The sequence below is a fragment of the Pseudomonadota bacterium genome (assembly GCA_018823285.1).
Classification (GTDB): Bacteria; Desulfobacterota; Desulfobulbia; order Desulfobulbales; family JAGXFP01; genus JAHJIQ01.
Window position 1 is genome coordinate 22,652 of the sequence record JAHJIQ010000065.1, and the last position, 24,514, is coordinate 47,165.

Here is a 24,514-nt window from a genome sequence, read left to right on the forward strand (position 1 = left end):
ATTGCCCAGGAAGTGATGTTCCTGGTTGTTCCGGGTTGCATATTTTCGTCTGGAACAACTTTCATTTAGCGTTGGATATAGAAAGAAAACTCTTTTTCGACATAAGTTATTGGAATAGCGAAACCTATTCCTTCGGTGTTGGTCAGAATTTTAGAATTCACTCCGATCACCTTTCCCTCCTGGTCAATCAATGGACCACCACTGTTCCCGGGATTGATTGGCGCATCGGTCTGAATCATGGTCTTGCCGTTGTGTCGCCGATATCCCGAGATAATCCCCGAGGTCACGGTGTGATTAAGCCCGGAAGGATTGCCGATGGTATACACCTTTTCTCCCTGGCTCATTTCAAGGGCATCGCTTGAAGGTTTTATATAGGGTGTGTCGTTAATGTATACACTTAATAAAGCAAGATCCATGTCCTGGCTGAGGTTGATGGAACTGACGCTGTATTGAGAACCATCAAGCAACGTCACCTTGATATCTGAATCAGATTTTAATGACATTGCGCTGATCTGTTGCTCAAATTCCTTATAGACGCTCATAGCCTTAGCAAGATTTCTGGTCCGGATTTCATACTGTCTTTCGAGCTGCTGCCGTACGTCCTGTCTTGTGATTTTTGGGAACTCCTTTTCAAGGAACCGCAGGCTTTTATTCTCATTCTCAATGTCTTCCTGCAGCTTGTCCCGGTTTGCCTTGAGACTGGCCAGTTTCTCCGGGCTGACTTGAACAACATGGCGGTTGGTAACGATATGTCCTCTGCTGTCAATAAAAAAACCGGATCCACTTCCCCATGGGGAACTGATGAAGACCGTAGCCTGTCTCGCTCGCTCGATGGCGCTAACGGTGTCCTTCCCGTCAGACTGTTGGCTCCATCCGGAAACTTTTGATTGCTGCACAGAATTTTGAGAAGCTTGACGATTTTGCGCGTAATTGTTCAGTTGCCGAGATTCCTGCAGGAGGTTGGTTTCGGTATCCTTATCTGGCCCAGGTGGGATCCTGTCGCTTCCTAACCAGAACCCGACAGCTCCAGCTATCACCAATAGAGTCGCTCCAAATGCCAGAATTGGCACCAGGCTTCTCTTTTGTGTTGACTGAGTTTCCGGTTCAGGATGGACCTGATCGGTTTTCTTTTCAGCCTCTTCAGCTCTTTTCAGAAATTTGGCAAAGATAATGCCGCATTTAAGGCATTCGGTCGTTCCGTCCTGTTCTGAACCGCATTTCGGGCATTCCATGATTTACCTGAGTTGCAATATTCAATAAAGAAGTGAATCTCAAACCGGAAAATTACCTAACTTTATACTTCATTAAAAGATTCAGGGAAAGTAAGCAGTGAAAAAAAAACTTGAATAGGTAATGCGGATGCAACAAGAATTCAGGTTTCAGAGCGGAGGATAATAATCTTTCGTGTGCAGAATAGTATTGCCCAAAAGGACTTCGCCATGAAAGAATCGCAAGAAATTCATGTGAAAAAATTTCCCCCCGAAACAACTACTTTTACTGAACGAAAAACTTTCTCGTTCCTTGAAAGCTGCGAATCCAGCTTTGCATATCAGCTATAAACCCATCATGAGGCAGGGGAATGATCCAAACGAGATTAATTTTTCATATCGTCGGCGATTTCTTCCAGGACTTTGGTGACCATCATCTTGGCGAGACCAAGGCTGCTGCTGCTGGCCAGGATGAGCATGACGTTGAATTTGTCTCGCCCGGAAATAAAGAGATGTCCTGATTCAGTGTCTATCTGGACCATCTTGCTGATACCGATTCCCATATTGCGGGTGGAGGACCTGGCAGTGGTTAGGATATTATTGGCAAAAACTCCGGCGCTTTCAAGGTTTACATTACTGCCGCTGGTGCTGACCATCTGCAGGGGTTCGCCGTTCACCGTGAGGAGCGCTGCTCCGGCAAAACCGTCGATGGCTGAAAACTCTTTCAACCTTTCCTGGACCTTGGGGAGGTTAATACCTGCGAGGTCGTTTTTGTTGCTCTTCACCGCAACCGGAGGTGAAGGAGGTTGTGTTGCAACGGGTTTCGGCATAGGTGGAGGTTCCGGCACGACTTCGGGAACCGTTACAGGTGCTGGTTTTACTTCAGATTTCGGGGGGGATGACGGTTCAGGTTCACCCTTCTCTTTAACTGCCGCTTCACCCTCTTCGTCAACACGGCCGCTCTCCGCAGCTTCCCGTTCATCCTGGAGTCTGGCAGCCTCCATCAGGAGCCCCATAATGGTGAACTGGATCTTTCGATCCTTGTTCGTACACTCATGATCTATTTCAATGGTCAGCCCCGCATCATTCCAGGAAATGATATCCCGGGCGGCATTGCCGCCGTCAAGGTTGCCGGACAAGGCGTTGATGAGCTCCCCGTTCAGGATATACATCGTCCCGGTTTTATCGCCGGATTTGATCTGCAGGGTGCAGGTTTTAGCCTCGATGCTGATCAGCTGCAGAAAAGATTGCAACGAAATGCCGTTGACATACCCTTTGCCATTGTTCTTTTTTTTGGGGGGGGCGAAGATTCTGTTGAAATCTATCTCCTCGAGATCTTCAAAAGAAAAGGGCTTGGGAATAAATTGCGCGGCGCCGAGATCGATAACTTTCTTTTTGATGTCCGGGGTTGCGAATGCCGACATGACGATAATCGGGGTAGAAGAGTAATTATTGTTCATGTGGGCGAGCAGTTCAAAGCCGTCCATTTTTGGCATATTCAAATCGGTTATCAGCAGATCAACCTTTTCCGCCGCAAGCAGTTTAACCGCTTCTTTTCCGTCAGCTGCCAGCAGAACATTGTATTGGGCATCAGCGTGGGCAACGGCAAACCATTCGGACATGGTTATTCTGATAGTGTCTTCATCATCGACAACCAGTATGTTTTTCATTCTTTTTCCCGCAAAATAAACATTGGTTAAACGTAAAAATAAAGCTTAAAAAGGAGATCCTGCCAGTGTTTGTGTTGACGCCCGGAAACGATCGATAGCCAGGGAGCCAGTGATTCTGATTTCCTTACCGGAAAGGTTTTGTGCCCGGCAGAAAACGAATATAATGATTCCCTTAACTGAGCACCTCGAATATATGCCATTATTAAACGGAGTATAGCAAATAAAAATTGCAACATTTCGCCGTTTTTTAGTGTTTTCAAAAGACAATGATACAGAACCTTTGACAGTAAGTAAAACCATGGTTGATGATTTTGGCTGAAAAAATTCTGGAAATAGAGAAGGTTATCAGCAACGGTTGTGGTCTCGGCAGGATGTCCGATGGCAAGATTGCAATGGTGCCGTACGTTTTGCCCGGTGAATTGGTTTCGTACCGGATCATCAGGCAACACAAGGATTATGCCGAATGTCTTCCTCTTGATATTAAAAACGCTTCACCCTTCAGGACGGATCCTCTCTGCAGTCATTTTGGACAATGTGGAGGCTGTGATTTTCAGCATGCGACCTATGATTTTCAACTCACCATCAAAAACGAATTTCTTCATGATCAGTTGTCTCATTTACTGAACATGCATAGCGAAACGCATTCCCCGCAGCTCCGAGTGTCGCAGGCTCCCATCCCTGCTGCGGGGTTAGTGAGCGAATCTGATGTAAGTAACCTTCCATACGGAGATTCCCCGCGGCATGCCGCGGGGAGCTTCAATTCCCGCGAAAATGAGTTCACCGTAATCTGGCAAGGGGTTGCCGGCTCGCCAAAACATTTTCATTATCGACAGAGAGTAAGACTGCATATAGATGAAAGAGGGGAGGTCGGTTTTTTCAGGCCGGGATCCAATATCCTGGAGCCTGTGTCCGGGTGTCCTCTGGCATCGGCCGAAACGGGTTTTCTCATTCCTTTTCTTCTCGAAAGTGTTCCGGCCCGTCGGCTTCTGGATATTTCCAGAGAGCTGGAAATACTATCGAGTCCTGGCGACAACACCGGACTCATTGTCTTTCATACCAGGCGGAAACCCAGGGCCGGAGATCTGGTTGCGGCAAGGGAGCTGCTTTCTGAGCTGATCCCGGTTAAGGCGGTGGTTCTGGACACCGAAGGAGCCCTGCGTCAAACTGTCTGCGCTGATGGAAACGATGAGCTCACGGCTGCTTCAATAATCCTGCCGTTCTCTGCGCCTGGAGGTCAGAATGCAGGGGGGTATGAACTGACCTACGAAGCAGGTGGCTTTTCCCAGGTCAACCATGAACTCAATCAGGTGCTGGTGAATGTTCTGATCGATTGGGTCAGGGAAAGCGGGGCGCAACGCGTGCTTGACATGTATTGCGGGATGGGGAATTTCTCCATTCCTCTGGCAATGCTCGGATACAAGGTGTCCGGATTCGATCAGCAGAGATCGTCAGTGCGAAGTGCGGAAAAAAACAGCGCGAGATATGGCCTTGATTGCAATTTTTTCAGATCATCTGCCGCCGGGGGCATGAAAATCCTTGCGGAAAGGGGGGCGAAATTCGATCTGCTGATCATCGATCCGCCCCGCATGGGCTGCAAAGAGTCGATCCCTGCGATCATTGCCGGTGACTGTCGATGGATTGTTTACGTTTCCTGTGATCCGGCAACCTTGTTCCGCGATCTTGCAATGTTTCTTGAGCACGGTTTTCGTCTGCAGAAAGCGGCCGGATTTGACATGTTTCCCCAGACCCGACACCTGGAAACAATGGTCATGCTGGGCCGGTAGAGTTATCTGGCTTTAATGGTTCCGGGTTTTTCAATGCCCTGATACCTGCTGCCATCGGGGAACGACCAGTTCCCTTTACCTGGTTTGCCGTTGATGAATTCACCGGTGAACTTTCTGCCGTCAGGGAAAGTCCATTTTCCCTGGCCATGTTTCAGCCCGTCTTTCCATTCGCCGACATATTTCGTGTCATCCGGCCAGGAAAAAGTTCCCGGGCCGTCATATTTGCCGTCCTTAAAATGGCCGATGTATTTTCTGCCGTCTGGAAATGTCCAGGTGCCGACGCCGTGCTGTTTACCGTCTTTCCAGTCCCCTTGATACTGTTCGTCCCCTGGGAATTTGAAGGTGCCGACGCCATTTGTGCAATCTCCTTGCAGGCAATCACCCGATAAAGCGAGGCTGGACGCGGGGAAAAAAAATGATGTCAGGAAGAGCAGGGCAATTAAAACAATTCCGGTTCGCATAACCAGCTCCTTGATGAATAGAGTGAATCGGTTTTTTAAGGTTGTTATCAATATTTTATCCTGATTATCAGGAGATGCGCATGATTATTTTGGTGAAAAAATCACGTTCGGAACGTCCGGAAAGATGGTGGTGTCAAACTCTTTTCAGACCACTTGACGTATCCTGCCCAGGACTCTTTTGACATAGGACTCATGAGACGGATCGTCGTTCAGCTTTATGAAATCGCTTTCCTTGGCAATGATTTCGTCAAAAAGCCCCTCGGCATGGGGATTTTCAAATCTTCGCAAGGCGCGGACTGACACCTGTAGAAGCTGCAGGGCATGCTTGAGGTCAGCTTTCTCGGGCTGGGTGTTATAAAATGAGGAGGTCGGGTTGCCAAACTCCCTGACGATCGCCAGAACAATCGACTGGGCGGCCTCGCCACCGATCAGGGCGAAAAAAATCACGATCTCCCGTTGCAGGTAGAGCAGAAATCTGGGTTGTTTTTCGTCACCTTGCGACTCATCCCGGTCGGAGGATTTCAACAGTGCTTCGGTCAGATTTCTGAATTTTCGCATCAGCAGTTCATGATTTTTCTCGAAAAAGTCGAGTGCCACCTGAACCATCTCCTGGTTGAGCCCTTTCCGAACCAGGAGGACCTCTTCCGGAGTGAGTTCGATATTGCTCCGTGCTTCCCGGTTCATGGTGCGCAGCAGGATGGAGCTTAGTATGAGGCCGTTTCGGTCGGAATAATTTACCGCAGAACGGCTGAAAATATCAGAGAGCAGTATTTTTAAAGCATCCTGAGGTTGTTTCAGTTCACCCACCAGCAACTGCAGGGCGTTCAGAAAAGAGACCCGGTCTTCCCTTGACGGCAGTTCCTTCAGATAATGCCAGAGGAAACCGAAGACCCGGCTTTCATACTGAACGAATTCGGGGATGTTTTTTTCAAAGAAATTGCGGCGGAAATGCCCCTGTTCGTTAAAACAGTTGCGAAGCAGGTCGATCAGATGCGCCGCTTCAAGCTCGGTGATCTGGAAATTTCTGGCGATGACCGAATAATCTTCTGAATCAAACTGGACATTCCGGTTGGCGATCGACTGGACCTTTTTCTTGGTCTCCGATCGCTGCTTGAAAAAACTGACCAGACCAAAGAGCTGTTTGTTAAGAGACCACTCCCTGCTCTCTCCTTGGTCATCAACCGTACTTATTTCACCGTCCCGGATAGTCAACCGGTCGAAAATCTCATCGGGAACATGATCAAGACCTGCCTCGATATTGTTCAGGGCCTCCTTCTGGACAACCTTGTTGTCTTTTTCTTTCGCCAGGGACAGAAAATCCGTTGCCAGACTGAGCCTTTTTCCCATGGTCTCGGTACGGATTTCGCTATATCCATCACTGTTGATACTGGAGATTACCTCAGAAGCCATCCTGGGATTATTCCCGTATTTGGAGAGAACAAGACGTGAAGCCTGAACCGCCTCCGCCGTTTTTTTCGCATCTGTCCGGAGGTTCTGGGTCAGCCACTGGACATTGTTGATTTCGATTGGCATCTTTGCCAACTGCTCCCGGTACTTTTTGGAAGCGAGAATGACATCATACACAGTTGTAAAAAAACTCAGTTCTTCGGCAGGTTCAGGGCCAAGGATTTTCGGCTTGATCTTGTCAACCAGATTCTGCAGGGCAGCGGCTTTAACCTTGTTGGTTGCGGCCAGCAGGGTCAGGTTGATATTCGGTTGATCATATTCATCAAGCACCACATTCCGGTCGGCAGTCCCCTCACTCTTGTAAAAATTGATCAGATGCCTGATCGTGGTTTCGATCCGGTCATAATCGCTTTTTGCTCCTTTGCCGATTTCGATTGAAAAGTTGAAGATCTTCATGACGCTCATGGCCCGGAAGGCGTCCATCAGTTTGGCGTAAATCGCCTTGCCCCTTTCTTTTTCCCTCTGCTCGACGATGCGGGCCATATTGTAGTCGAGCAGCAGATTCCCTACCGAGAGTTCATAGTCATAGGTTTCGGATGAGCCGATTTCTGTCCCGCTCGGTTCGGCAGGCTGTTGCTGGCCGCGAAGACGGCAGGTGATCCGGCCGTCAAACTTGGGGTGGGTGGCAATCTTTTTTAAGTGATTGATAAAGGCGATTATCTTCTGATCGTTTTCCTTTTCCAGCATCGCAAAACGGCTGTTGGTCAGGATTTCTGAGAATAAACAGGTGGCCTGGGAGAGGAGAAGGCGGTAGTAATCAAGCATCTTCTCTTCCTTGTTCAGATACTCGATGAGTTCTGAGCGGGAAGAATCTACTTCGGCGGCACGGTCGGAATCGTCGATCCCGGCAAACTGCCGATAAAGAGCCCGGGCCGATTCATCAAGATCAAACTTTTCTTCTTCCGGTGCCATCGTCAGCCTTTATTAAGGAGAGCAGGGTCTAAGAATGAGCGCGTCACTGTTTTCTGGATACTTAACAAATATTATCAAAAGCATAAGCCTGAAGCAAATACAGTGACAAGGCGCTCGAATTAATTTTTTCGGTCTCGCAAAAAACCTCGAGACGGAAGGGCAGTGATAATAGACTCATTGTTTTATCGTTGGCCGGTGCGGACGTAGATGGCTTTTTACGAATGCATCAATTCTCATTGACCGTTTTCAGGAGTGACAGAATCCGGTCCCGGGTATTTCGGTTCTGGTTTAGAATGATCACGAAGCTCTGTAAGGAGTGATTTCTTTTCAGATACCCGGCGTAGGAGTATACCCCTGTCAGGGTGCCCGACTTGATCAGATCTCCATTTTCAGACGGCAGCAGATCGGTGTAGGTCCTGAACAGCTTCAGGATCTGCAGCATCGCCCGGGCCGTGACCTTGTTTTTTCGGGAAAGTCCCGATCCTTCAATGATTGTAATGCCGCTCTTTGAGAGCACCGGATCGGCATCGATAAAATCATGAATGGCCGATTGCGCCTTCTCCCAGGTGGCAGGATACCCGTGCAAAACTGCGCCGACTGTAAGGAACAACTGGTTGGCAGTGAAGTTGTTCGAATAGAGAAGCATCCCCGTAATGAGCTCTTCAAGATTTTTTGATGAACGATGCGTATATATGTGCTTTGCATCAGGCGGAATTTTTTTTTGTAAAATCGGCCCTTCACCCGAGATCATGGCTGATACCTGAAAAGCCCTGAAAAGCTCGCCGGTCAGGGTGGTGACATTTTCCGGTTCATGGGAAATATTGATCCGGTGGATACCGGCCGGCAGATTTCTCCCAAGGGTTTTCATGATCGGCAGCAGAGGAGTCTGTGGTTCTGCAGAAGTGATCAGTCCGGTTTTGTCTTTGCTGATATTGACCGTATTGAAGTTCACCACCAGGCCCCCGGGGGACACATCATAAGGATTCAGGGTTTCCCCGGCGCCATCCGGGGGAGCAGAAAGATTGAAACTGGAGTCATCAATAAAAATCGTGCGGACCTCATTCACCCCTCTCTTCGTAAGATTCTGCATGATATCCGGAATCTCTTCCGAGACCAGAAAGGGATCGCCAAAACCCTGAATGAACAGGTTTTTGTCCTGGTCGATGTAGAATTCAGTCCTGAACCGGTAGTCAAGACCGAGAGTCCTGATGGCGAGCAGAGAGGTGAGAAGCTTGCTGATACTTGCCGGGACCATTGGCAGATCAAGGTTTGACGAGAGAATGATTCGGTCCTCGGTCGCCAGTGCATAGGAGCCGTTTGCCATCAACCGGCCAATCTCCTTCTGAGCTGCAGTCTGCCGTGGCTCACTGACAGCTGCGGGCGCGGGAGCGGGAAGCCAGAAAAACTGGAGAGAGATCACCAAGGAAAGGGCGACAGTCGACACCTTCGTTTTATTGACAAAGAGCACCAGCTGTAATATGTTAAGCGCCTTTAAAATAAACCTGTTACGGCGGATATTTACCATGAAAGAATTTATCGCTGCGAAGTTAAAAGATTCAATATCCGCAAAAGAAGATTTCGCGGCGGGCCATACCGATAAAATTATCGCTCTTGCTGAACTTATTGCCGATATTTTACGAAACGGCAACAAGGTTCTGATCTTCGGTAACGGTGGCAGTGCGGCAGATGCCCAGCACATGGCCGCCGAGTTCGTCAACCGCTTCATGATCAACCGGCCGCCCCTTGCCGCCATTGCCCTGACCACCGACACGTCAAACATTACCAGTATCGGCAACGATTTCTCTTTTGCCGAGATTTTCAGCAAACAGGTCCAGGCTCTCGGCAAAAAAGGAGATCTTGCCCTCGGTATTTCGACCAGCGGTAACTCCCCGAATGTGGTGAAGGGGATTGAGACAGCGAAAAGCATGGGGCTGCACACGGCGGTACTCACCGGCGGCAGCGGCGGGATTCTGGCCGGGATGGCCGATATCACGCTCAATGTCCCGACCACGGTCACCCCCCATATCCAGGAAACCCATGTCTGGGTGGAACATCTTTTATGCTGGCTGGTCGACGATCTTCTTTTCGGTGATAATCAATGACCATTGATCCGCTTGATTTTAAAGATCTCAACACCTATTCGGTTCACGACCGGTTCAGCAAAGTGACTGTGGAAAATTTTGCCAGACCGCTGCAGAAAGGCGCCACGGTCAAAGAATTTCTCGCCTCCCTTCCCGATCAGCTCCTTGGCCGTGAGTTCCCGGAACTCATCAGCAGGCTTGCCGAAAGCTACAACCATGACAAACCGATTCTCGTCGGGATGGGCGGGCATGTCATCAAGGTCGGTCTGAACCCTCTTCTGATTGATCTGATGGAAAAAGGGGTGATTACCGGAATTGCGATGAACGGATCCTGCATCGTCCACGATACCGAAATCGCCATGGTCGGCCGGACCTCCGAAGATGTTGACCTGGTTCTCGGAGCCGGTCAGTTTGGCGCTGCAAAAGAGACCGGGGAGGTAATCAACGAAGCGATCAATCGTGGCGCCCGGGCCGGTACAGGAATGGGGGAAGCCCTTGGTGCTTATCTTCTGGAACGGAACTTCCCGCACAACAATTGCAGCCTGCTCGCCTCAGCCAGGCGACTGGGGATACCGGCAACGGTCCACGTGGCCGTGGGGACGGATATCGTCCATATCCACCCTTCTGCCGACGGTGCGGCAATCGGCCAGACAAGCTATCATGATTTCAAACTCTTCTGCCGGCAGGTTTCCGAACTCGAGGGCGGCGCATATCTTAACTTCGGATCGGCTGTTTTAATGCCCGAGGTGTTCCTGAAGGCGATCACCGTGGTCCGGAATCTGGGGTATAAGGTTGAACGGTTCACCACCGCCAACTTCGATTTTATCCGCCAGTATCGGACCATGACCAACGTGGTGAACAGGCCCACAGCAACCGGCGGCCGGGGATTCAACGTGCTGGGTCACCATGAGTTGATGATCCCGCTCCTGATTGCCGGACTTCTGGAACGGATCGATAATTGAAAAGGTTGTTCGTTATACGTTATAATGCCGCTTTATGATTTCAGCTGCCGGAAGTGCAGCAAAGAGTTCGAGCTCCTGGTCATGGGCGGCGAGAAACCGCAATGCCCGGAATGCGGCAGCCATGATCTGAAAAAGATGATGTCGTCATTCTCCTCCCGGACGGGTGGGAATGACGGCACCGGCTCCGGCGGCAAATGTTCCGGTTGTGCCGGCGGCAGCTGCAGCAGCTGCCATTAAATTTAGCTGACAAAGTCATCTCACTATATTTTTCGAAACTACTAGACAAAGGAATCCACTGATGCAGAAAATTATCAAGATCGGGACCAGAGCCAGTCTTCTGGCCATGACCCAGAGTACGAATATAAAAAACCTGATCGAGAGTCAGTACCCGGAAACAACGGTTGAGCTGGTCAAAATCGTGACCAAGGGTGACAAGATTCTCGATGTTCCCCTGGCCATGGTCGGCGGCAAGGGGTTGTTCGTCAAAGAACTTGAGGAAGCGATGCTCTCCCGCGAGGTCGATATGGCGGTCCACAGCATGAAGGATGTTCCTTCCGACCTGCCGGACGAACTGCATATCGGGGTGGTCACCAAGCGTGAAGATCCGAGGGACGCCTTTATCTCGGTAAAATACAAATCCTTCAACAACCTTCCGGAAGGAGCGACTGTCGGCACCAGCAGCCTGCGCCGCAAGTCACAATTGGCCTGCCTGCGGCCCGATCTGAAAATCGAGGACCTGCGCGGAAATCTCGACACCAGACTTCGCAAGCTGGATGAGGGGATGTATGATGCGATTATTCTTGCCACCGCCGGACTCAACCGGATGAAATGGTCCGACCGGATCACCTCCTACTTCGAGCCCTCTGAAATGCTTCCGGCCGTCGCCCAGGGCGCAGTCGGAATCGAGCTGCGGAAAGACAACCAGGCATTGCTCGATGGCCTGGCCTTTCTCCAGGATGAGGAGACGACCATCGCGGTCACCGGAGAAAGGGCGTTTCTCCATCGCCTTGAAGGCGGCTGCCAGGTGCCGATCGGCGCGTTCGGCACCGTTGATGGCGATCGTCTCACCCTGACCGGGCTGGTCGCAGCCATTGACGGCAGCGAAGTGGTCAAGAAGGAAGTCAGCGGTAAGGTTTCTGATGCAGTCAGCATGGGTATCGCCCTGGCCGAGGAAATTCTTGATCTCGGCGGCCGGCGAATTCTTGAAGAAGTGTACGGCGACAACGTGAAGTGATCGTCAAAAGTTAAAAGTGAAGAGTGATGAGTGTAGAGTTGTTGAGGTGAGCTGAGCGAATGGTTTTCTAAACTTTCTTTTTTCGGTAGTGACTCTACGCTATAAAAATCAGAGCAGCAATTGAGGGGAGCGCCGGGAATGATGTCCCGCGCTCCCTGTCGTTTTATCGTGAGAGAAAATAAATCAATGATTGAAAACAAGAGTAATGCCGGGAAGGTCTACCTGGTCGGGGCTGGCCCCGGTGACCCTGGTTTGATTACGGTGAAAGGTCTCGCCCTTCTCGGCAGGGCCGAAGTCCTGGTCTATGACCATCTTGCCAGCAAAAAACTACTGAAGCATGTGCCGGCAACGGCAGAACTCATTTATGCCGGAAAAAAGGGCAATGTCCACCATGCCTTCACCCAGGAAGAAATAAATCAGATCCTGGTCGACAAGGCCAGGGCAGGGAAGCTGGTGGTTAGGCTTAAAGGCGGGGACCCGTTTATCTTCGGCCGGGGGGGAGAGGAGATCGAAGAGCTGGTCGCTGCCGGCATCGCTTTTGAAGTAGTGCCCGGAGTCACTTCGGCGACCGCTGCCGCAACCTATGCCGGCATTCCGATCACCCATCGCGATTACACTTCTTCGGTTGCCTTTATCACCGGCCATGAAGACCCGACCAAAAAAGACAGCCGGGTGGCCTGGGACAAGATTGCAACCGGCATCGGCACCCTTGTTTTTTATATGGGGATCAAGAATCTTCCGACAATTGCCGAAAATCTGATCAAGCATGGTCGCCCGCCGGAAAGCAGGGTAGCAGTGATCCGCTGGGCCTCCACCCCGGAGCAGCGGACGGTGGTCGGCACCCTTGCCGATATTGCCGAAAAAGTGAAAAAGGAAGGGATTACCCCTCCGGCCCTGGTCGTGGTCGGCGAAGTGGTCAAGCTCCGTGACACGATCAGCTGGTTCGAGAAAAAGCCTCTGTTCGGCAAGAAGATCCTCGTCACCAGAACCAGGGCCCAGGCCAGCGAGTTGGTGATGCTGCTCGAAGAGAACGGGGCGGAGTGCCTGGAGGGATCAACCATCGCCCTCGTCGAGCCGGAAAGCTGGCAGGAAATCGATCAGGCATTACAGCATATGGCGGAGTATGACTGGCTTCTCTTCACCAGCATCAATGCCATAGAATTCTTTTTCAGAAGACTTTCCGAACTTGGGATGGATGGCCGCGATTTGAAGGGACCGAAGGTTGGCGTGGTCGGCACTGCCACCGCCGACACCCTCAGATCATACGGGATCAAGGCGGACCTCCTGCCCGAAGAATTTACCGGTGAAGGGTTGGCCGAGGCGTTGATTGAAGCCGGTGTTCAGGGCAGCAAGGTGCTGATCCCGAGAGCCCAGGAGGCGAGGGAGGTCCTGCCGGAAAAACTTGCGGAGAACGGGGCCGTGGTGACAGTCGCTCCGGTGTATCGCAATATCAGGCCGGACGATTATGAAGCGGTCCGGACGGCCCTGGAGAATAAGGAAATCGATATGGTGACTTTCACCAGTTCTTCCACCGTCCGGAATTTCCTGGAAATGCTCAAAATCAGGGATGAAAAGGAGTTCAGGGAGCTGCTGGGTGAGGTGAAGGTGGCGGTCATCGGCCCGATCACCGCCCGGACCGCCGAGAAGAAAGGCCTCAAAATAGATGTGCAGCCCGAGGTGTACACCATCCCCGCCATGGTAAAAGCCATCACCGACTTTTACACCCTGCGGGTATAAGTCTCGATGTCTCGCGAGCTCGCATTCGCCCAGGGGCATAAGTTTCGGATAAGCAGGCACGCTTTTCAACGTAACTAATCGGTACGGGCAGACGAGCTGCCCGACTTAAGCTTTACCACGCCGACTCGTGATACCAAGGCGTCCAACAATTCAGGACAGGATCGCGATGACTCTTTCCGCGTTTCATCCCCTCTTTATTCTCGGATTTATTCTGGTTGCAGGTTATTTCGCCGGCAAGGGTGCCAATCTTCTCCGGCTGCCGAGAATCAGCGGCTATATTGTCAGCGGACTGGTTTTTTCGCCTTCAATCAGCGGTCTGCTCTCACTTCACCAGATCGAAGACCTTTTCAATTTCACCTCCGAAATCGCCCTTGGGTTCATCGCCTATTCCATTGGTGGAAGCCTGCTGATCTCAAGGATTCGGGGGTTGGGAAAAGAAATCTTGTGGATCAACTTCGCCGAGGGAACCGGCGCTTTTATCTGCAGCTGCCTCGCCGTTTATCTGTCGGGACACTTTCTCCCCGGGATCATCAGTGAAAACGGCAGCACCTTCCTCTCGGTGATCCTTGTTCTGGGGGGCATTTCGGTTGCAACCGCCCCGGCAGCAACCATGGCGGTTCTCCATGAACTCCGGGCCCGGGGCCCCCTCACCACCACCCTGCTCGGGGTTGTCGCATTGGACGACGCCCTGAGCATCATTATTTTTGCCGGCGCCATCACCATCGCCGGTCAACTGCTGTTCAGCAGCACGGACGTTTCTCTTGTTCTGCAGGGGATTATGACTATTGTCGGCGCTGTGACGGTTGGTCTGGCGGCGGGACTTGTTTTCAGCAAATTTCTCGACCCGTCGAAACGGCCTGAGGCCAATTTCATGCTGACCCTCGGGGTGATCTTTCTGGTCAGCGGTTTAGCTCATAAGTTAAATTTTTCGCCACTCCTGGCCAATATGGTGACCGGGTTTGTCATTATCAACAAGGTCAGGCACGCTGATGATTTATTCCATCAACTGGATATTATCGAGGAAACCGTGTTCTGTCTGTTTTTCACCCTTGCCGCCGCCCATTTCGACATGAAGGTTTTCGCCACGTCCGCCTCTCTCGGCATGATCCTTCTCGTCGGACGATTTGCCGGCAAACTGGGCGGCACCTATATCGGCGGCAGAATTGCCAAAGCTTCACCCCTGATCTACCGAAATCTCGGCATGGCCCTTTTGCCGCAGGCAGGCCTTTCTCTGGGGCTGATCTTTCTTGCCCGGCCGATATTGCCGGCAGAGGTTTTCGATGTTTTGCTCAGTGCGATGCTGGTCTCAATCATCCTGAATGAAATTATTTCCCCGCCTCTGGTGAAATGGGCGATTATGAACGCAGGCGAGACAAATAACGACAGGTGAATCTATGAAAATAAAAGAGATCATGGAGCATATCAAGGACCGGGAACTTCCTTGTGTCTCGAGCGATAGCGACATCGGCGAAGTGATCCGGGTGGCGGTTCGTTTTCCCCATACCCGCCTGGTTTATGTGGTCGACGAGCAGGGCCGGCTCCTTGGCGCAATCACCATCGGCTCGCTGATCCGGCATCTGTATCCATATCATTATAATGACAAGATCCACCCTCGGGATATCCTGCGGAACATCCATGTCGAAAAGGCCGCCCATCTCATGAGCAGCGGCAACGTCAACGCTTCTCCCGATGAAACCGTGGATGCCGTTTTCAAGCGCATGGCCGGCACCGGGGCCAAGGAGATGGCGGTAGTTGACGGGAACGGCCGTATTCTGGCTGATATTACCGCGATCGATCTTCTGAAATATTATGAATTATAGGATATAGAGAATTTAGTGTTCATCGAATCATTACAATCAGGAAATTGTCCATGTTCTGTGCTTTCTGCAAAAAAGGAATCCCCGCTGGAAGGATCATGTTTCGGGATGAGTGTGACCATTGCGGGCGGGATCTGCATATCTGCCTGAATTGTGCCTTTTATGATCCCAATGTATCTCGTGAGTGCCGGGAGCCGGCAATTCCCGATGCGGTGCATGACAAGGAAAGAAAAAACCTCTGCGAATATTTTAAAATGAAGGGCGGAGAGAATGACGCGGCTTATGAATCGGAAAGTGAGGCCGCCCGTCGGAAACTTGAAGAGCTTTTTAAATAAGAACCATTTTGGACAAAGCAGACCCTGCAATATGAGCAAAGGCCTGCATTCTTTCTTGCACATTATGCGCTATTCAGCGTGTTTCATATTCCTGTAAATAATCGCTGGCAAGGTTTTTTGGTGTCTGGGCAAGGATATGAGGTAACAGCAGGGATCCTCGTAATTTTCCGGTATTGAAATTCCCGGATAAATTTTATAACTTGAATCAGTTTGTCAGTCTCTACTGATGGACATTCGCCCTGCTATCCGAACATCCCCTTGCCATCTAATGTGGATGGATTTCGTTCGGGTGGCAGGGCCTTTTTGTATGGTGGCGGAAATGGATGCCACAGGGGGAGCAGTTTCTGCTTCTCATATCATTTCGCACTCAACCGCATGCTGATGTCACAGGCCGGTGCAGAATGGGTGAGGGCACCTACGGAGATGATATTGATTCCGGTTTCGGCAATGTCCCGAATCGTCTCCAGATTGACCCCTCCGGAGGCCTCAAGCAGTGCTCTCCCGGCGACAATTTCGACGGCCTCGCGCATCAGGTCGCAACTCATGTTGTCGAGCATGATGATCTCAACCCCGCAGGTAAGACATTCCCGCACCTGAGCAAGACTTTCAGTTTCCACTTCGATCTTCAGAGTGTGCGGTGCCCGGGACCGTACCATTTCCACCGCCCTGGTGATCGACCCGCACGCCTCAATATGGTTGTCCTTGATCAGAACCCCGTCAGCCAGACTCATCCGGTGGTTATGGCCACCACCTGCCCGGACCGCATATTTCTCAAGAACCCTGAGGCCGGGGGTGGTCTTTCTGGTATCAACCACCGTCACGGGAAGGTCTTTTACTTTCTCCACATATCGGGCGGTCAGGGTGGCGATCCCGCATAATCTCTGGACCAGATTGAGGGCGACCCGTTCCGCTTTCAACAGGTCGAGAACCGGACCTTCGGCGCTCAGAATTTCATCCCCGACAGAAACTCCTGCCCCGTCCTGAATTCCCCGGCAGGTGATTGTTTCGTTCTGACAATAAAACACTTCCGGCGCCACGGTCTCAAGTCCGGCGGCTATAAAATCATCCTTGGCAATAAAGATGGCCTTTCCCGGCTGGTCGGGAGGGAAAATCGGCTCGCTGGTAATATCTCCCTGGCCGATATCTTCCGCCAGAAAGCTTGTGATGATTTTCCGCAGATACTGGCTGTCCATAGATCAATTCTTCTTCATGGGTCATGGGTGGATGGGAAAAATCTGTTGATAATTGACAGATTATGAAAGAGGATACTATTTGGCAAGCACTTTAACGGAGGAGAGGGTGATTGCTGTTTCTCCCGCCCCGAAAACTCGCTTTTCACCCCGCGGTGACTCACTTCAGTCCCCCTTGGGTACAAGTTTCGTATGGGCAGACAAGCTGCTCAACTCAATTTTTACCGACTATCAACATGGAGGACCCCGAAAATGTCGAGCAGGATACTCATTCCGATTGCCCCCGGCTGTGAAGAACTGGAAGCGGTGACCATGATCAATCTTTTCCGCCGGGCGGGATTTACGGTGATCACCGCCACCCTTGCCGACCAGGTCGGACCCGTTACCTGCGCCAGAGGAACGCTGATCATCCCTGAAACAACCCTTGACCAGGTGATGGCAAACGAGTTTGACCTGCTCGCCCTGCCCGGCGGGCAACCGGGGACCAACAACCTGATGGCTGATGACCGGGTTCTGTCCCTGGTGCGATCAATGGCAGGCAAAGGGCGCCACATCGCCGCAATCTGTGCCGCCCCGATGGTTCTCGGCAAAGCAGGCATTCTCGAGGGCAAAAGCGCCACCAGTTATCCCGGATCCCTTGAAAAAATGGCACTGAAGAATGTTCGCATAAAGGACGCTCCGGTGGTGATTGACGGCAGAATCATCACTTCCCGGGGACCGGGAACGGCAATGGATTTTTCCCTTGAAATTATCGAGATCCTGGCAGACACCGCCACCCGGAAATCTGTTGAGGCCGGTCTGCAAAGACCTTGCAGTTGACAAACTTTTTTTAGCAGATTCAGGCCATGAGGTATTTGGTTGATTTGGCAGAGCTGTTTTTTATAGAATAAAGAGACCTGACAAAGCACTTAACCGAAATTTCTGGACTTTTATAATGCCGAACGCATTGCTGATCATCGAAGATCCGGCCCAAAAAAAACAGGCTGAGGATTATTTTGCCACAGAAACTTCCGATCTGGAATGCACCATCTCTTCTTCAACCCGAGAGGCTGTCGAAACCTTTCAAACCAGACCGGCCCAAATCATTATCGCTGATGTGAACGATCCAAAAAGTATCGATCAGCTGGTGCTGAATTTTCCAGCCACTCCGATTATCCTTCTTGTGAACAGGTCCGATGCCAGGGAGGCCTTCGCGGCATTGAATACCGGAGTTTCTGATTTTCTGATCAAGGACGGAAACGGAGAATTTCTGAAGGCGATCGACCCCGCAAGCCGGAAAACCCTGGCAATTTTCCATGACCGCGAGGCAAGCCGGAGAAAAAACGAGAAATTGCAGCACGAGCTTGATACCACCTTACGAAATCTTGAAAAGGAAACCACCAGCCACAAGCATACCCTTCTGGAGCTTCTGAGAAGCAACGAAATCTATCGGAACCTTGTTGAAACCAGCTCCGATCGCACCTGGGAAATGGACATCAACATGCATTACACCTTCAGCAGTTCCCAGGTTATTGACATGCTCGGCTACTCACCCGAGGAGACCATCGGCAGGTCTCCTCTTGATTTTATGACCATCGACAATGCGGCCAGGGCAAAAAATTCCTTTGCCGCATTCTATAAATCACAACAGCCTTTCTACCTGCAGGAAAATACTTTCCGGCACCGGGATGGCAGCGAAATGGTTCTTGAATCCAATGCGGTGCCCCTCTTCAAGTCCTCCGGGGAATTCAAGGGTTTCAGAGGCGTTGACCGGAATATCACCAACCGGAAAATGGCCAGGGAAAAGCTCCGCAGAGCCCTGAAAATGCAGAAGACCGCCAACGACCTGATGAAAATCTCCCTTGAACCGGCTGTTTTCAAGGAACAGCTGCAGAACGCCCTGGATCTCATTCTCTCCTGTTCATTTGAGGGTCTGCAGAAAAAAGGGGCCATTTTTACCGTGGAAGATGAACCGGGAATGTTGAATCTTCAGGTCCACAAAGGGTTCTCGGAGGAGCAGACGGTCATCTGTCACAAGATCCCTTTTGGCACCTGTATCTGCGGCAGGGCTGCGGAAAACAGGAAAATAGGCGGCTTCAGGTGCGAGTCCGAGATTCACGACATCAAGATAAAAGGCGCCGAACCGCACAGTCACTGCTGTATTCCGATCGTCCGCGGGGAAGAGGTTCTCGGGATCATCAACCTCTACCTTGATATCGACCATAACTGGGGATCCGAGGAAGAGGAGTTTATGAAATCCCTCGGACAGTCAATGGCTTCGATTATCGTGAGACACCGGACCGACGAAAAGAACAGAAAGCTCCAGGCCCAGGTGGCCTACAGAAAAAAAATGGAGACCATCAGCCGGATGGCCGGCGGGATCGCTCATGATTTCAATAACGTCCTGACCGCAATCAGCGGGTATTCACAGCTGATATTGATGGACTGCAAAAAAGGAACCACGCTTCATGAAAATGCTGAAATCATCAATGAATCGAGCCGGCGAGCGGCGGAACTGGTACGGCAGCTTCTGACCTTCAGCCAGGAACAGAGGACGATCCCCAGCAAAATATCCTTTAACGATATCCTGGACAAGCTTGCCGATGCCATCAGATCGATTGCCGGAGAAAATGTTACCACAACTTTCACCAGGGCCGAAAACCTCTGGGACATCAATATTGATTACGCCCAGATGGACCAGCTGATCATGAATCTGGTTAAAAATGCCCGGGACGCCCTTGAGAAAAACGGCGGGAACCTGCAGATTGAGACCCGAAATATTTCCCTGGGCCATCAGTTTGCCAGATCCCACCACGGTGTCAAACCCGGAGATTATGTTTTGGTAAGTTTCAAGGATGACGGCCCGGGAATTTCTCCCGAGGTCCGGGAGAAAATTTTCGAACCCTTCTTTTCGACCAAGAGCGAGAAAGGGCACGGCCTCGGTCTTGCCACCGTCTACGGCATTGTGAAGCAGAATAACGGCAACATCTTCGTAACCTCGGAACCTGGCAAGGGGGCGACTTTCGAGGTGTATCTTCCCAGAGCGGTTGAAGAAGGAGAAAAATCGACCATTTCAGTTGATCCGGAAATGGAAGGTGGCAAGGAAACGATACTCGTTGTTGATGATGAAAAGGAAATCAGAAATTACGTGGAAAGAGTGCTTGGCGGTCTCGGGTATAATCTGCTGATCGCCGAGGACGGGGTCTCCGCCCTGGAATATTATGAAAACTACGGCGACACCGTCGATCTGCTCCTCACCGATGTCTATATGCCGCGAATGGATGGCATCGAGCTTGCCGCAAGGCTCAGGAACCGGCAGGAAGACATCCGGGTCCTCTACATGTCGGGATTTGCCGACAACCCGGAAGTTCACCGGGATATCATAACCAGAGGCGCCAATTACATGAGCAAACCAATCTCCCCGCAACGCCTCGCCTCCGCTGTCAGAATGATCCTGGACATGCCGACAGACAAGGCTGGACATGCATAGCGAACCGCATTCCCCGCAGCTCGAAGTCTGCGCTATCTGATGCGGGGTGGGTGTGCGAATCTGATGTCAGTACCCTTCCATACGGAGATACCCCGTGGCTCGAAGGCGCACTCCGTTTGCTATCTTTCGCGGGGAGCTTCAATAACAACCATTTTGTCTCAAAGTTCCTCCATTTCCTGGAGCATGTCGTCGATCAGTTCGAGCCCCCCCAGCCAGAAGGATTTGTCGTTGAGGTCTATTCCGAATGGTTGCAGCAGTTCATAAGGACTCATGCTGCCGCCGCTCGCCAGAAGTTCAAGATATCGAGGGACGAATTTTTCCGAGTCGGTCTGGTAGATTCTGTATAACGACAGCACCAGAAGTTCACCGAAGGCATAGGAATAAACATATCCCGGGGTGTTCAGAAAGTGAGGGATATAGGACCACCACACTCCATAGTCATCGGTCAGCGTTACCGATCCGGCAAACATCTCCTTTTGTGACTCAAGCCAATGAACGGTCATCTCCTCCGGAGAGAGTTCTCCGCTCTCCCTTCTGCCGGTATGAATCCGCTCTTCAAACCTGTTCATGGCAACCTGCCGGAAAACGGTGGCAAAGATCGATTCCAGTTTCTGACAGATAAAGGCCTTTTTCTCCTTGCGGCCGGAAATCATCCCCAGCTGGGATCTGAAAAGCAGGAGTTCTGCAAAAACCGAGGCCGTCTCGGCAAGGACCAGGGTTGTTCCGCTGTTATAATAACCGCAGCGTGCCGCAAGATGCTGATGCACCCCGTGCCCGAGTTCATGGGCTACGGTCGATACATCCCGTAAGGTGCCGGCGTAATTCACCATCACATAAGGATGAACCTCCGGCACACAGGGGTGAGCAAAGGCTCCGGCGCGCTTGCCTTCAATGATCGGTGCATGAATCCAGGCGTCGGTGAAGAATTTTTCGGCGATTTCCGCCATCTCCCCTGAAAATTCAGCAAATGAATCAAGGACCATCTTTCGGCAGTCACTCCAGGAGACGGATGTTTCCGGAAGAAAGGGGAGTGGCGCATACCGATCATAGTCAACGAGTTCATCGAGTCCCAGCAGGTCCCGCTTGAGCAGATAATAGCGCTTCACAATGTCATATCTGCCGGTTACGGATTCGATCAGCGCCGCTACGGTTTTCTCCTCCAGTTCATTGTACAGGTTCATCGAACTCACCCAGGAGGGGTAGGCGCGCAGCCGGTCATCGATCATCTTGTCGGCAAGGATGGTATTGAAAATATGGGTAAGCACATGGAGCTGGCTTTTCAGGCCGCCGGTCAAATCAGCGGCGGCCTGTTTCCTGACCAGGCGGTCCGCGCTGTAGAGGTCGGACAGAACTTCCTCCTCGCTTCTTTTGTTGATACCGAATTCCAGATGTCCCAGCACCTTGTCGAACAGATTGTTCCAGCTGCTGCGGCCAACGGGAGCTCTTTCGATGAGCAGGGATTCTTCCTCCCGGGAGAGCTGGTGGGGTGCGTACCTTCTCATGCTTTTCAGATAGTGACGATAGGATGCCAGGTGGTGACTGCCCAGCAGTGACTCGACCTGTTTTTCATCCAGCCGGTTCCATTCCAGTTCAAAAAAGACGGTCTTGCGTCCGATGTTGCTGCCGAATTCCTTGATCTTCTGGAGAAACGCCCCGGCCTTAGCATCCCTGGTCCGGGTGGTGAAGTTTAAAAAGGCGAAGGTCGCGATCCTGCCCTGAAGGGATTCCAGCTTTTCCAGGGCAGCGACAAGTTCACAAAGGGCTGGACCATCCAGCTCCGCAATCTTGTATTCATATTGCTCCTGCAAACGGGTTGCTTCACTCCGGCAGAGTTCAAGGTCCCGGGTAAGAGCGGGATCGTCCTGGGATGAATAGAGATCTTCGAGTTTCCAGAGCACCTTTTCAGTGCCAAGTGCTGCGTTGCTGACAGAATTCATATGCTGATCGCTCCTTAAATAAAGAGATGGTCCGCCCATTTCGGCAAGCTTCAATTATTGCCGAAATGGGCGGTAATGAACAGCTCTCTTTCAAAAAAAAAACTCAATTATTGAAAAACCAATTTCCCTTTCAGACCAGGAGAATTTCCTGCATCAGTATGATCGACGGACCATCGTCAGGAGCGAGATGCGCCACTCTTTCGCTAAGATGCTGAATTAACGAAGAAGACGTTCTCCTCTAAACCGATGACCCAAAATTATCATTGCAGGGTTGCGGAAAGGGGGATATAGAAACAGGGTTTATTTATCTCGAACATCCAATGAAGATTTTATCAGGACACACCCTGATTTCTCAATGATCTCAATATCTTATAAGGCTCCAGCCTGTCGATGCACACCAGCTGACGACCATGACAAAGTATAACGAAGACAAGATCAAGACCCTGAGTTCTCTGGAACACATCAAGCTGCGTCCGGGGATGTATATCGGCCGCCTCGGCAATGGTTCTCATCCCGATGACGGGATTTATGTGCTCCTGAAGGAAGTGATCGATAATGCGGTTGATGAATTCATCATGGGGGAGGGGAACCGGGTCGAAGTTTCCATAAGCGAGACGGGGCGGGTCACGGTCAGGGACTATGGCCGCGGCATTCCTCTCGGGAAACTTGTTGAATGTGTCTCCGTTATCAATACCGGCGCCAAATACAACGATGAGGTCTTCCAGTTTTCCGTCGGCTTGAATGGCGTCGGCACCAAGGCGGTCAACGCGCTTTCCGCGGAATTTTCCGTCCGGTCCGTCCGGGACGGGCTCTTTGCCTCGGCCGAATTTGTCAACGGCGAACTGGTAGGTGAGGACAAAGGCAAGACCAGCGAGAAAAACGGCACGCTGGTGAGTTTCGTCCCTGACCCCAAACATTTTGAGGAGTTTGAATTCAACCTGGATTTCGTCCGGAAAAGATTATGGCGATATGCATATCTCAATGCCGGGCTCAAAATCTATCTCGATGAGGAGCTGTTCTACTCGGCAAACGGCCTGCGGGATCTTCTCGATGACGAGATTGAGGGGACCCAGCTCTATGAACCGATCCATTACAAGGACAGCACCCTGGAATTCACCTTCTCCCATACCGACTGTTACGGCGAGTCCTATTTTTCCTTTGTGAACGGCACCTACACCAACGAAGGCGGCACCCACCTTTCTGCCTTCCGGGAGGGAATTCTCAAAGGGATCAATGATTATTCAGGCAAAAAGTTTGCCGGAGAAGATGTCCGGGACGGCGTGGTCGGGGCGGCAGCGGTGAAGGTGAAAGATCCGATTTTTGAGTCCCAGACCAAGAACAAACTCGGCAACACCGAAATCAGGGGCTGGATCGTCAACAAGGTCAAGGATGTCCTGGTTGATTATTTCTACAAGCATACCGATGTGGCCGACATCCTGATCCAGAAGATCCAGCACAATGCCAAAGTTCGTAAAGACCTGCAGCAGGTCAGGAAAGAAGCAAAACTCAAGGCCAAAAAAGTTGCGCTGAAAGTCCCCCAGCTCAGGGATTGCAAATACCATCCCAGTAAAACCCACCCTTCGAAAGAAGGTCAGGAGAACATGATCTTCATCACCGAGGGGCAGTCTGCCTCCGGCTCGATCGTCAGCTCCCGCGATCCCATGACCCAGGCGGTTTTTTCGCTCAAGGGCAAACCGATGAATGTGTACGGCCAGGATCTCTCGCTCCTCTACAAAAACGACGAGATGTACAATATGATGCGAGCCCTGAACATTGAGGATTCCATCGGCGGCCTTCGTTACGACAAGGTCGTCCTGGCCACCGATGCCGATGTGGACGGCCTCCATATCCGGAATCTGCTCCTCACCTTTTTCCTCCATTATTTTGAGTCAATGGTCAAGAGAGGGCATGTCTATATCCTTGAAACCCCTATCTACCGGGTCAGGACCAAACAGGACACCATTTACTGCTATTCCGAAAAGGAACGAACTTCCGCGGAAAAAAAACTTGCCGGCAGGGGCAGCAAGAAACTGAAAGTCGAAATCACCAGATTCAAAGGGCTTGGCGAGATATCGCCCAAGGAATTCAAACAATTCATCGGCAATGATATCCGCCTGAAACAGGTCAGCATCGACCGGTTAAGCGACGTCCCGATTCTTCTCCAGTTCTACATGGGCAAAAACACCCCGGAACGCAAGGCGTATATTATGGAAAATCTTGTTGACGACCCGCTTATCTAGACGGAACCGG

The 24,514-nt window shown here is 51.2% G+C and carries 19 protein-coding genes; 12 read left to right on the forward strand and 7 right to left on the reverse strand.

Features of this window, described 5'->3' with window-relative positions:
- Window positions 1-65: 65 nt before the first annotated feature.
- Window positions 66-1,232 carry a trypsin-like peptidase domain-containing protein gene (locus KKG35_14480; protein MBU1739334.1) on the reverse strand — a complete coding sequence of 389 codons (1,167 nt, stop codon included), beginning with the start codon at window positions 1,230-1,232 and terminating at the stop codon, window positions 66-68.
- Between the two features lie 362 nt (window positions 1,233-1,594).
- The gene (locus KKG35_14485) at window positions 1,595-2,878 is read right to left on the reverse strand and encodes a response regulator (protein MBU1739335.1); all 1,284 of its coding nucleotides are present in this window, start codon (window positions 2,876-2,878) and stop codon (window positions 1,595-1,597) included.
- Between the two features lie 311 nt (window positions 2,879-3,189).
- Here KKG35_14485 and KKG35_14490 point away from each other — a divergent pair, with 311 nt between their 5' ends.
- Window positions 3,190-4,662: a methyltransferase gene (locus KKG35_14490; protein MBU1739336.1), complete on the forward strand. Its 1,473-nt coding sequence runs from the start codon at window positions 3,190-3,192 to the stop codon at window positions 4,660-4,662.
- A 2-nt stretch (window positions 4,663-4,664) separates the two neighbouring features.
- On the opposite strand, the gene KKG35_14495 is transcribed toward KKG35_14490, so the two are convergent.
- The 3 genes from KKG35_14495 to KKG35_14505 all read right to left on the reverse strand — a co-directional run bounded on the left by KKG35_14495 (window position 4,665) and on the right by KKG35_14505 (window position 8,826).
- Window positions 4,665-5,123, reverse strand: a complete 459-nt coding sequence (locus KKG35_14495; protein ID MBU1739337.1) for a hypothetical protein — start codon at window positions 5,121-5,123, stop codon at window positions 4,665-4,667.
- 144 nt (window positions 5,124-5,267) lie between these two features.
- Complete coding sequence (locus KKG35_14500) at window positions 5,268-7,502, reverse strand: hypothetical protein (protein MBU1739338.1); 2,235 nt, start codon at window positions 7,500-7,502, stop codon at window positions 5,268-5,270.
- Window positions 7,503-7,728: 226 nt separating this feature from the next.
- Window positions 7,729-8,826, reverse strand: coding sequence for a D-alanyl-D-alanine carboxypeptidase (locus tag KKG35_14505; protein MBU1739339.1), 1,098 nt, complete (start codon window positions 8,824-8,826; stop codon window positions 7,729-7,731).
- Between the two features lie 199 nt (window positions 8,827-9,025).
- Between KKG35_14505 and KKG35_14510 the strand changes: the two genes are divergently transcribed.
- The 8 genes from KKG35_14510 to KKG35_14545 all read left to right on the forward strand — a co-directional run bounded on the left by KKG35_14510 (window position 9,026) and on the right by KKG35_14545 (window position 15,668).
- Window positions 9,026-9,604: a D-sedoheptulose 7-phosphate isomerase gene (locus KKG35_14510; protein ID MBU1739340.1), complete on the forward strand. Its 579-nt coding sequence runs from the start codon at window positions 9,026-9,028 to the stop codon at window positions 9,602-9,604.
- Complete coding sequence (locus KKG35_14515) at window positions 9,601-10,545, forward strand: hypothetical protein (protein MBU1739341.1); 945 nt, start codon at window positions 9,601-9,603, stop codon at window positions 10,543-10,545. The genes KKG35_14510 and KKG35_14515 overlap by 4 nt, the downstream gene beginning before the upstream one ends.
- Before the next feature lie 24 nt (window positions 10,546-10,569).
- Entirely contained in the window at window positions 10,570-10,782 is a 213-nt protein-coding gene (locus tag KKG35_14520; GenBank protein ID MBU1739342.1) for a zinc ribbon domain-containing protein, read from the forward strand.
- 61 nt (window positions 10,783-10,843) lie between these two features.
- Window positions 10,844-11,779 (forward strand): hydroxymethylbilane synthase, encoded by a 936-nt coding sequence (hemC, locus tag KKG35_14525; GenBank protein MBU1739343.1) that lies wholly within the window; start codon window positions 10,844-10,846, stop codon window positions 11,777-11,779.
- A gap of 186 nt (window positions 11,780-11,965) precedes the next feature.
- Window positions 11,966-13,516 carry a uroporphyrinogen-III C-methyltransferase gene (gene cobA / locus KKG35_14530; GenBank protein ID MBU1739344.1) on the forward strand — a complete coding sequence of 517 codons (1,551 nt, stop codon included), beginning with the start codon at window positions 11,966-11,968 and terminating at the stop codon, window positions 13,514-13,516.
- 166 nt (window positions 13,517-13,682) lie between these two features.
- Window positions 13,683-14,906, forward strand: coding sequence for a cation:proton antiporter (locus KKG35_14535; protein MBU1739345.1), 1,224 nt, complete (start codon window positions 13,683-13,685; stop codon window positions 14,904-14,906).
- A 4-nt stretch (window positions 14,907-14,910) separates the two neighbouring features.
- The gene (locus KKG35_14540; protein ID MBU1739346.1) at window positions 14,911-15,336 is read left to right on the forward strand and encodes a CBS domain-containing protein; all 426 of its coding nucleotides are present in this window, start codon (window positions 14,911-14,913) and stop codon (window positions 15,334-15,336) included.
- A gap of 95 nt (window positions 15,337-15,431) precedes the next feature.
- On the forward strand, window positions 15,432-15,668 hold the full coding sequence (locus KKG35_14545; GenBank protein MBU1739347.1) for a hypothetical protein: 237 nt from the start codon (window positions 15,432-15,434) through the stop codon (window positions 15,666-15,668).
- A gap of 356 nt (window positions 15,669-16,024) precedes the next feature.
- Here the strand turns inward: KKG35_14545 and nadC are convergent, their stop codons facing one another.
- Window positions 16,025-16,861, reverse strand: coding sequence for a carboxylating nicotinate-nucleotide diphosphorylase (gene nadC / locus KKG35_14550; GenBank protein MBU1739348.1), 837 nt, complete (start codon window positions 16,859-16,861; stop codon window positions 16,025-16,027).
- A 249-nt stretch (window positions 16,862-17,110) separates the two neighbouring features.
- On the opposite strand from nadC, the gene KKG35_14555 reads away from it, so the two are divergent.
- Both KKG35_14555 and KKG35_14560 read left to right on the forward strand, forming a co-directional pair.
- Complete coding sequence (locus KKG35_14555; protein MBU1739349.1) at window positions 17,111-17,677, forward strand: DJ-1/PfpI family protein; 567 nt, start codon at window positions 17,111-17,113, stop codon at window positions 17,675-17,677.
- A 115-nt stretch (window positions 17,678-17,792) separates the two neighbouring features.
- Window positions 17,793-20,327 carry a response regulator gene (locus KKG35_14560; protein ID MBU1739350.1) on the forward strand — a complete coding sequence of 845 codons (2,535 nt, stop codon included), beginning with the start codon at window positions 17,793-17,795 and terminating at the stop codon, window positions 20,325-20,327.
- A gap of 158 nt (window positions 20,328-20,485) precedes the next feature.
- On the opposite strand, the gene KKG35_14565 is transcribed toward KKG35_14560, so the two are convergent.
- Entirely contained in the window at window positions 20,486-22,264 is a 1,779-nt protein-coding gene (locus tag KKG35_14565) for a M3 family oligoendopeptidase (GenBank protein MBU1739351.1), read from the reverse strand.
- Between the two features lie 410 nt (window positions 22,265-22,674).
- Between KKG35_14565 and KKG35_14570 the strand changes: the two genes are divergently transcribed.
- A complete protein-coding gene (locus KKG35_14570; protein MBU1739352.1) occupies window positions 22,675-24,504 on the forward strand; it encodes a type IIA DNA topoisomerase subunit B in 1,830 nt (609 codons plus the stop codon).
- Window positions 24,505-24,514: the final 10 nt, after the last annotated feature.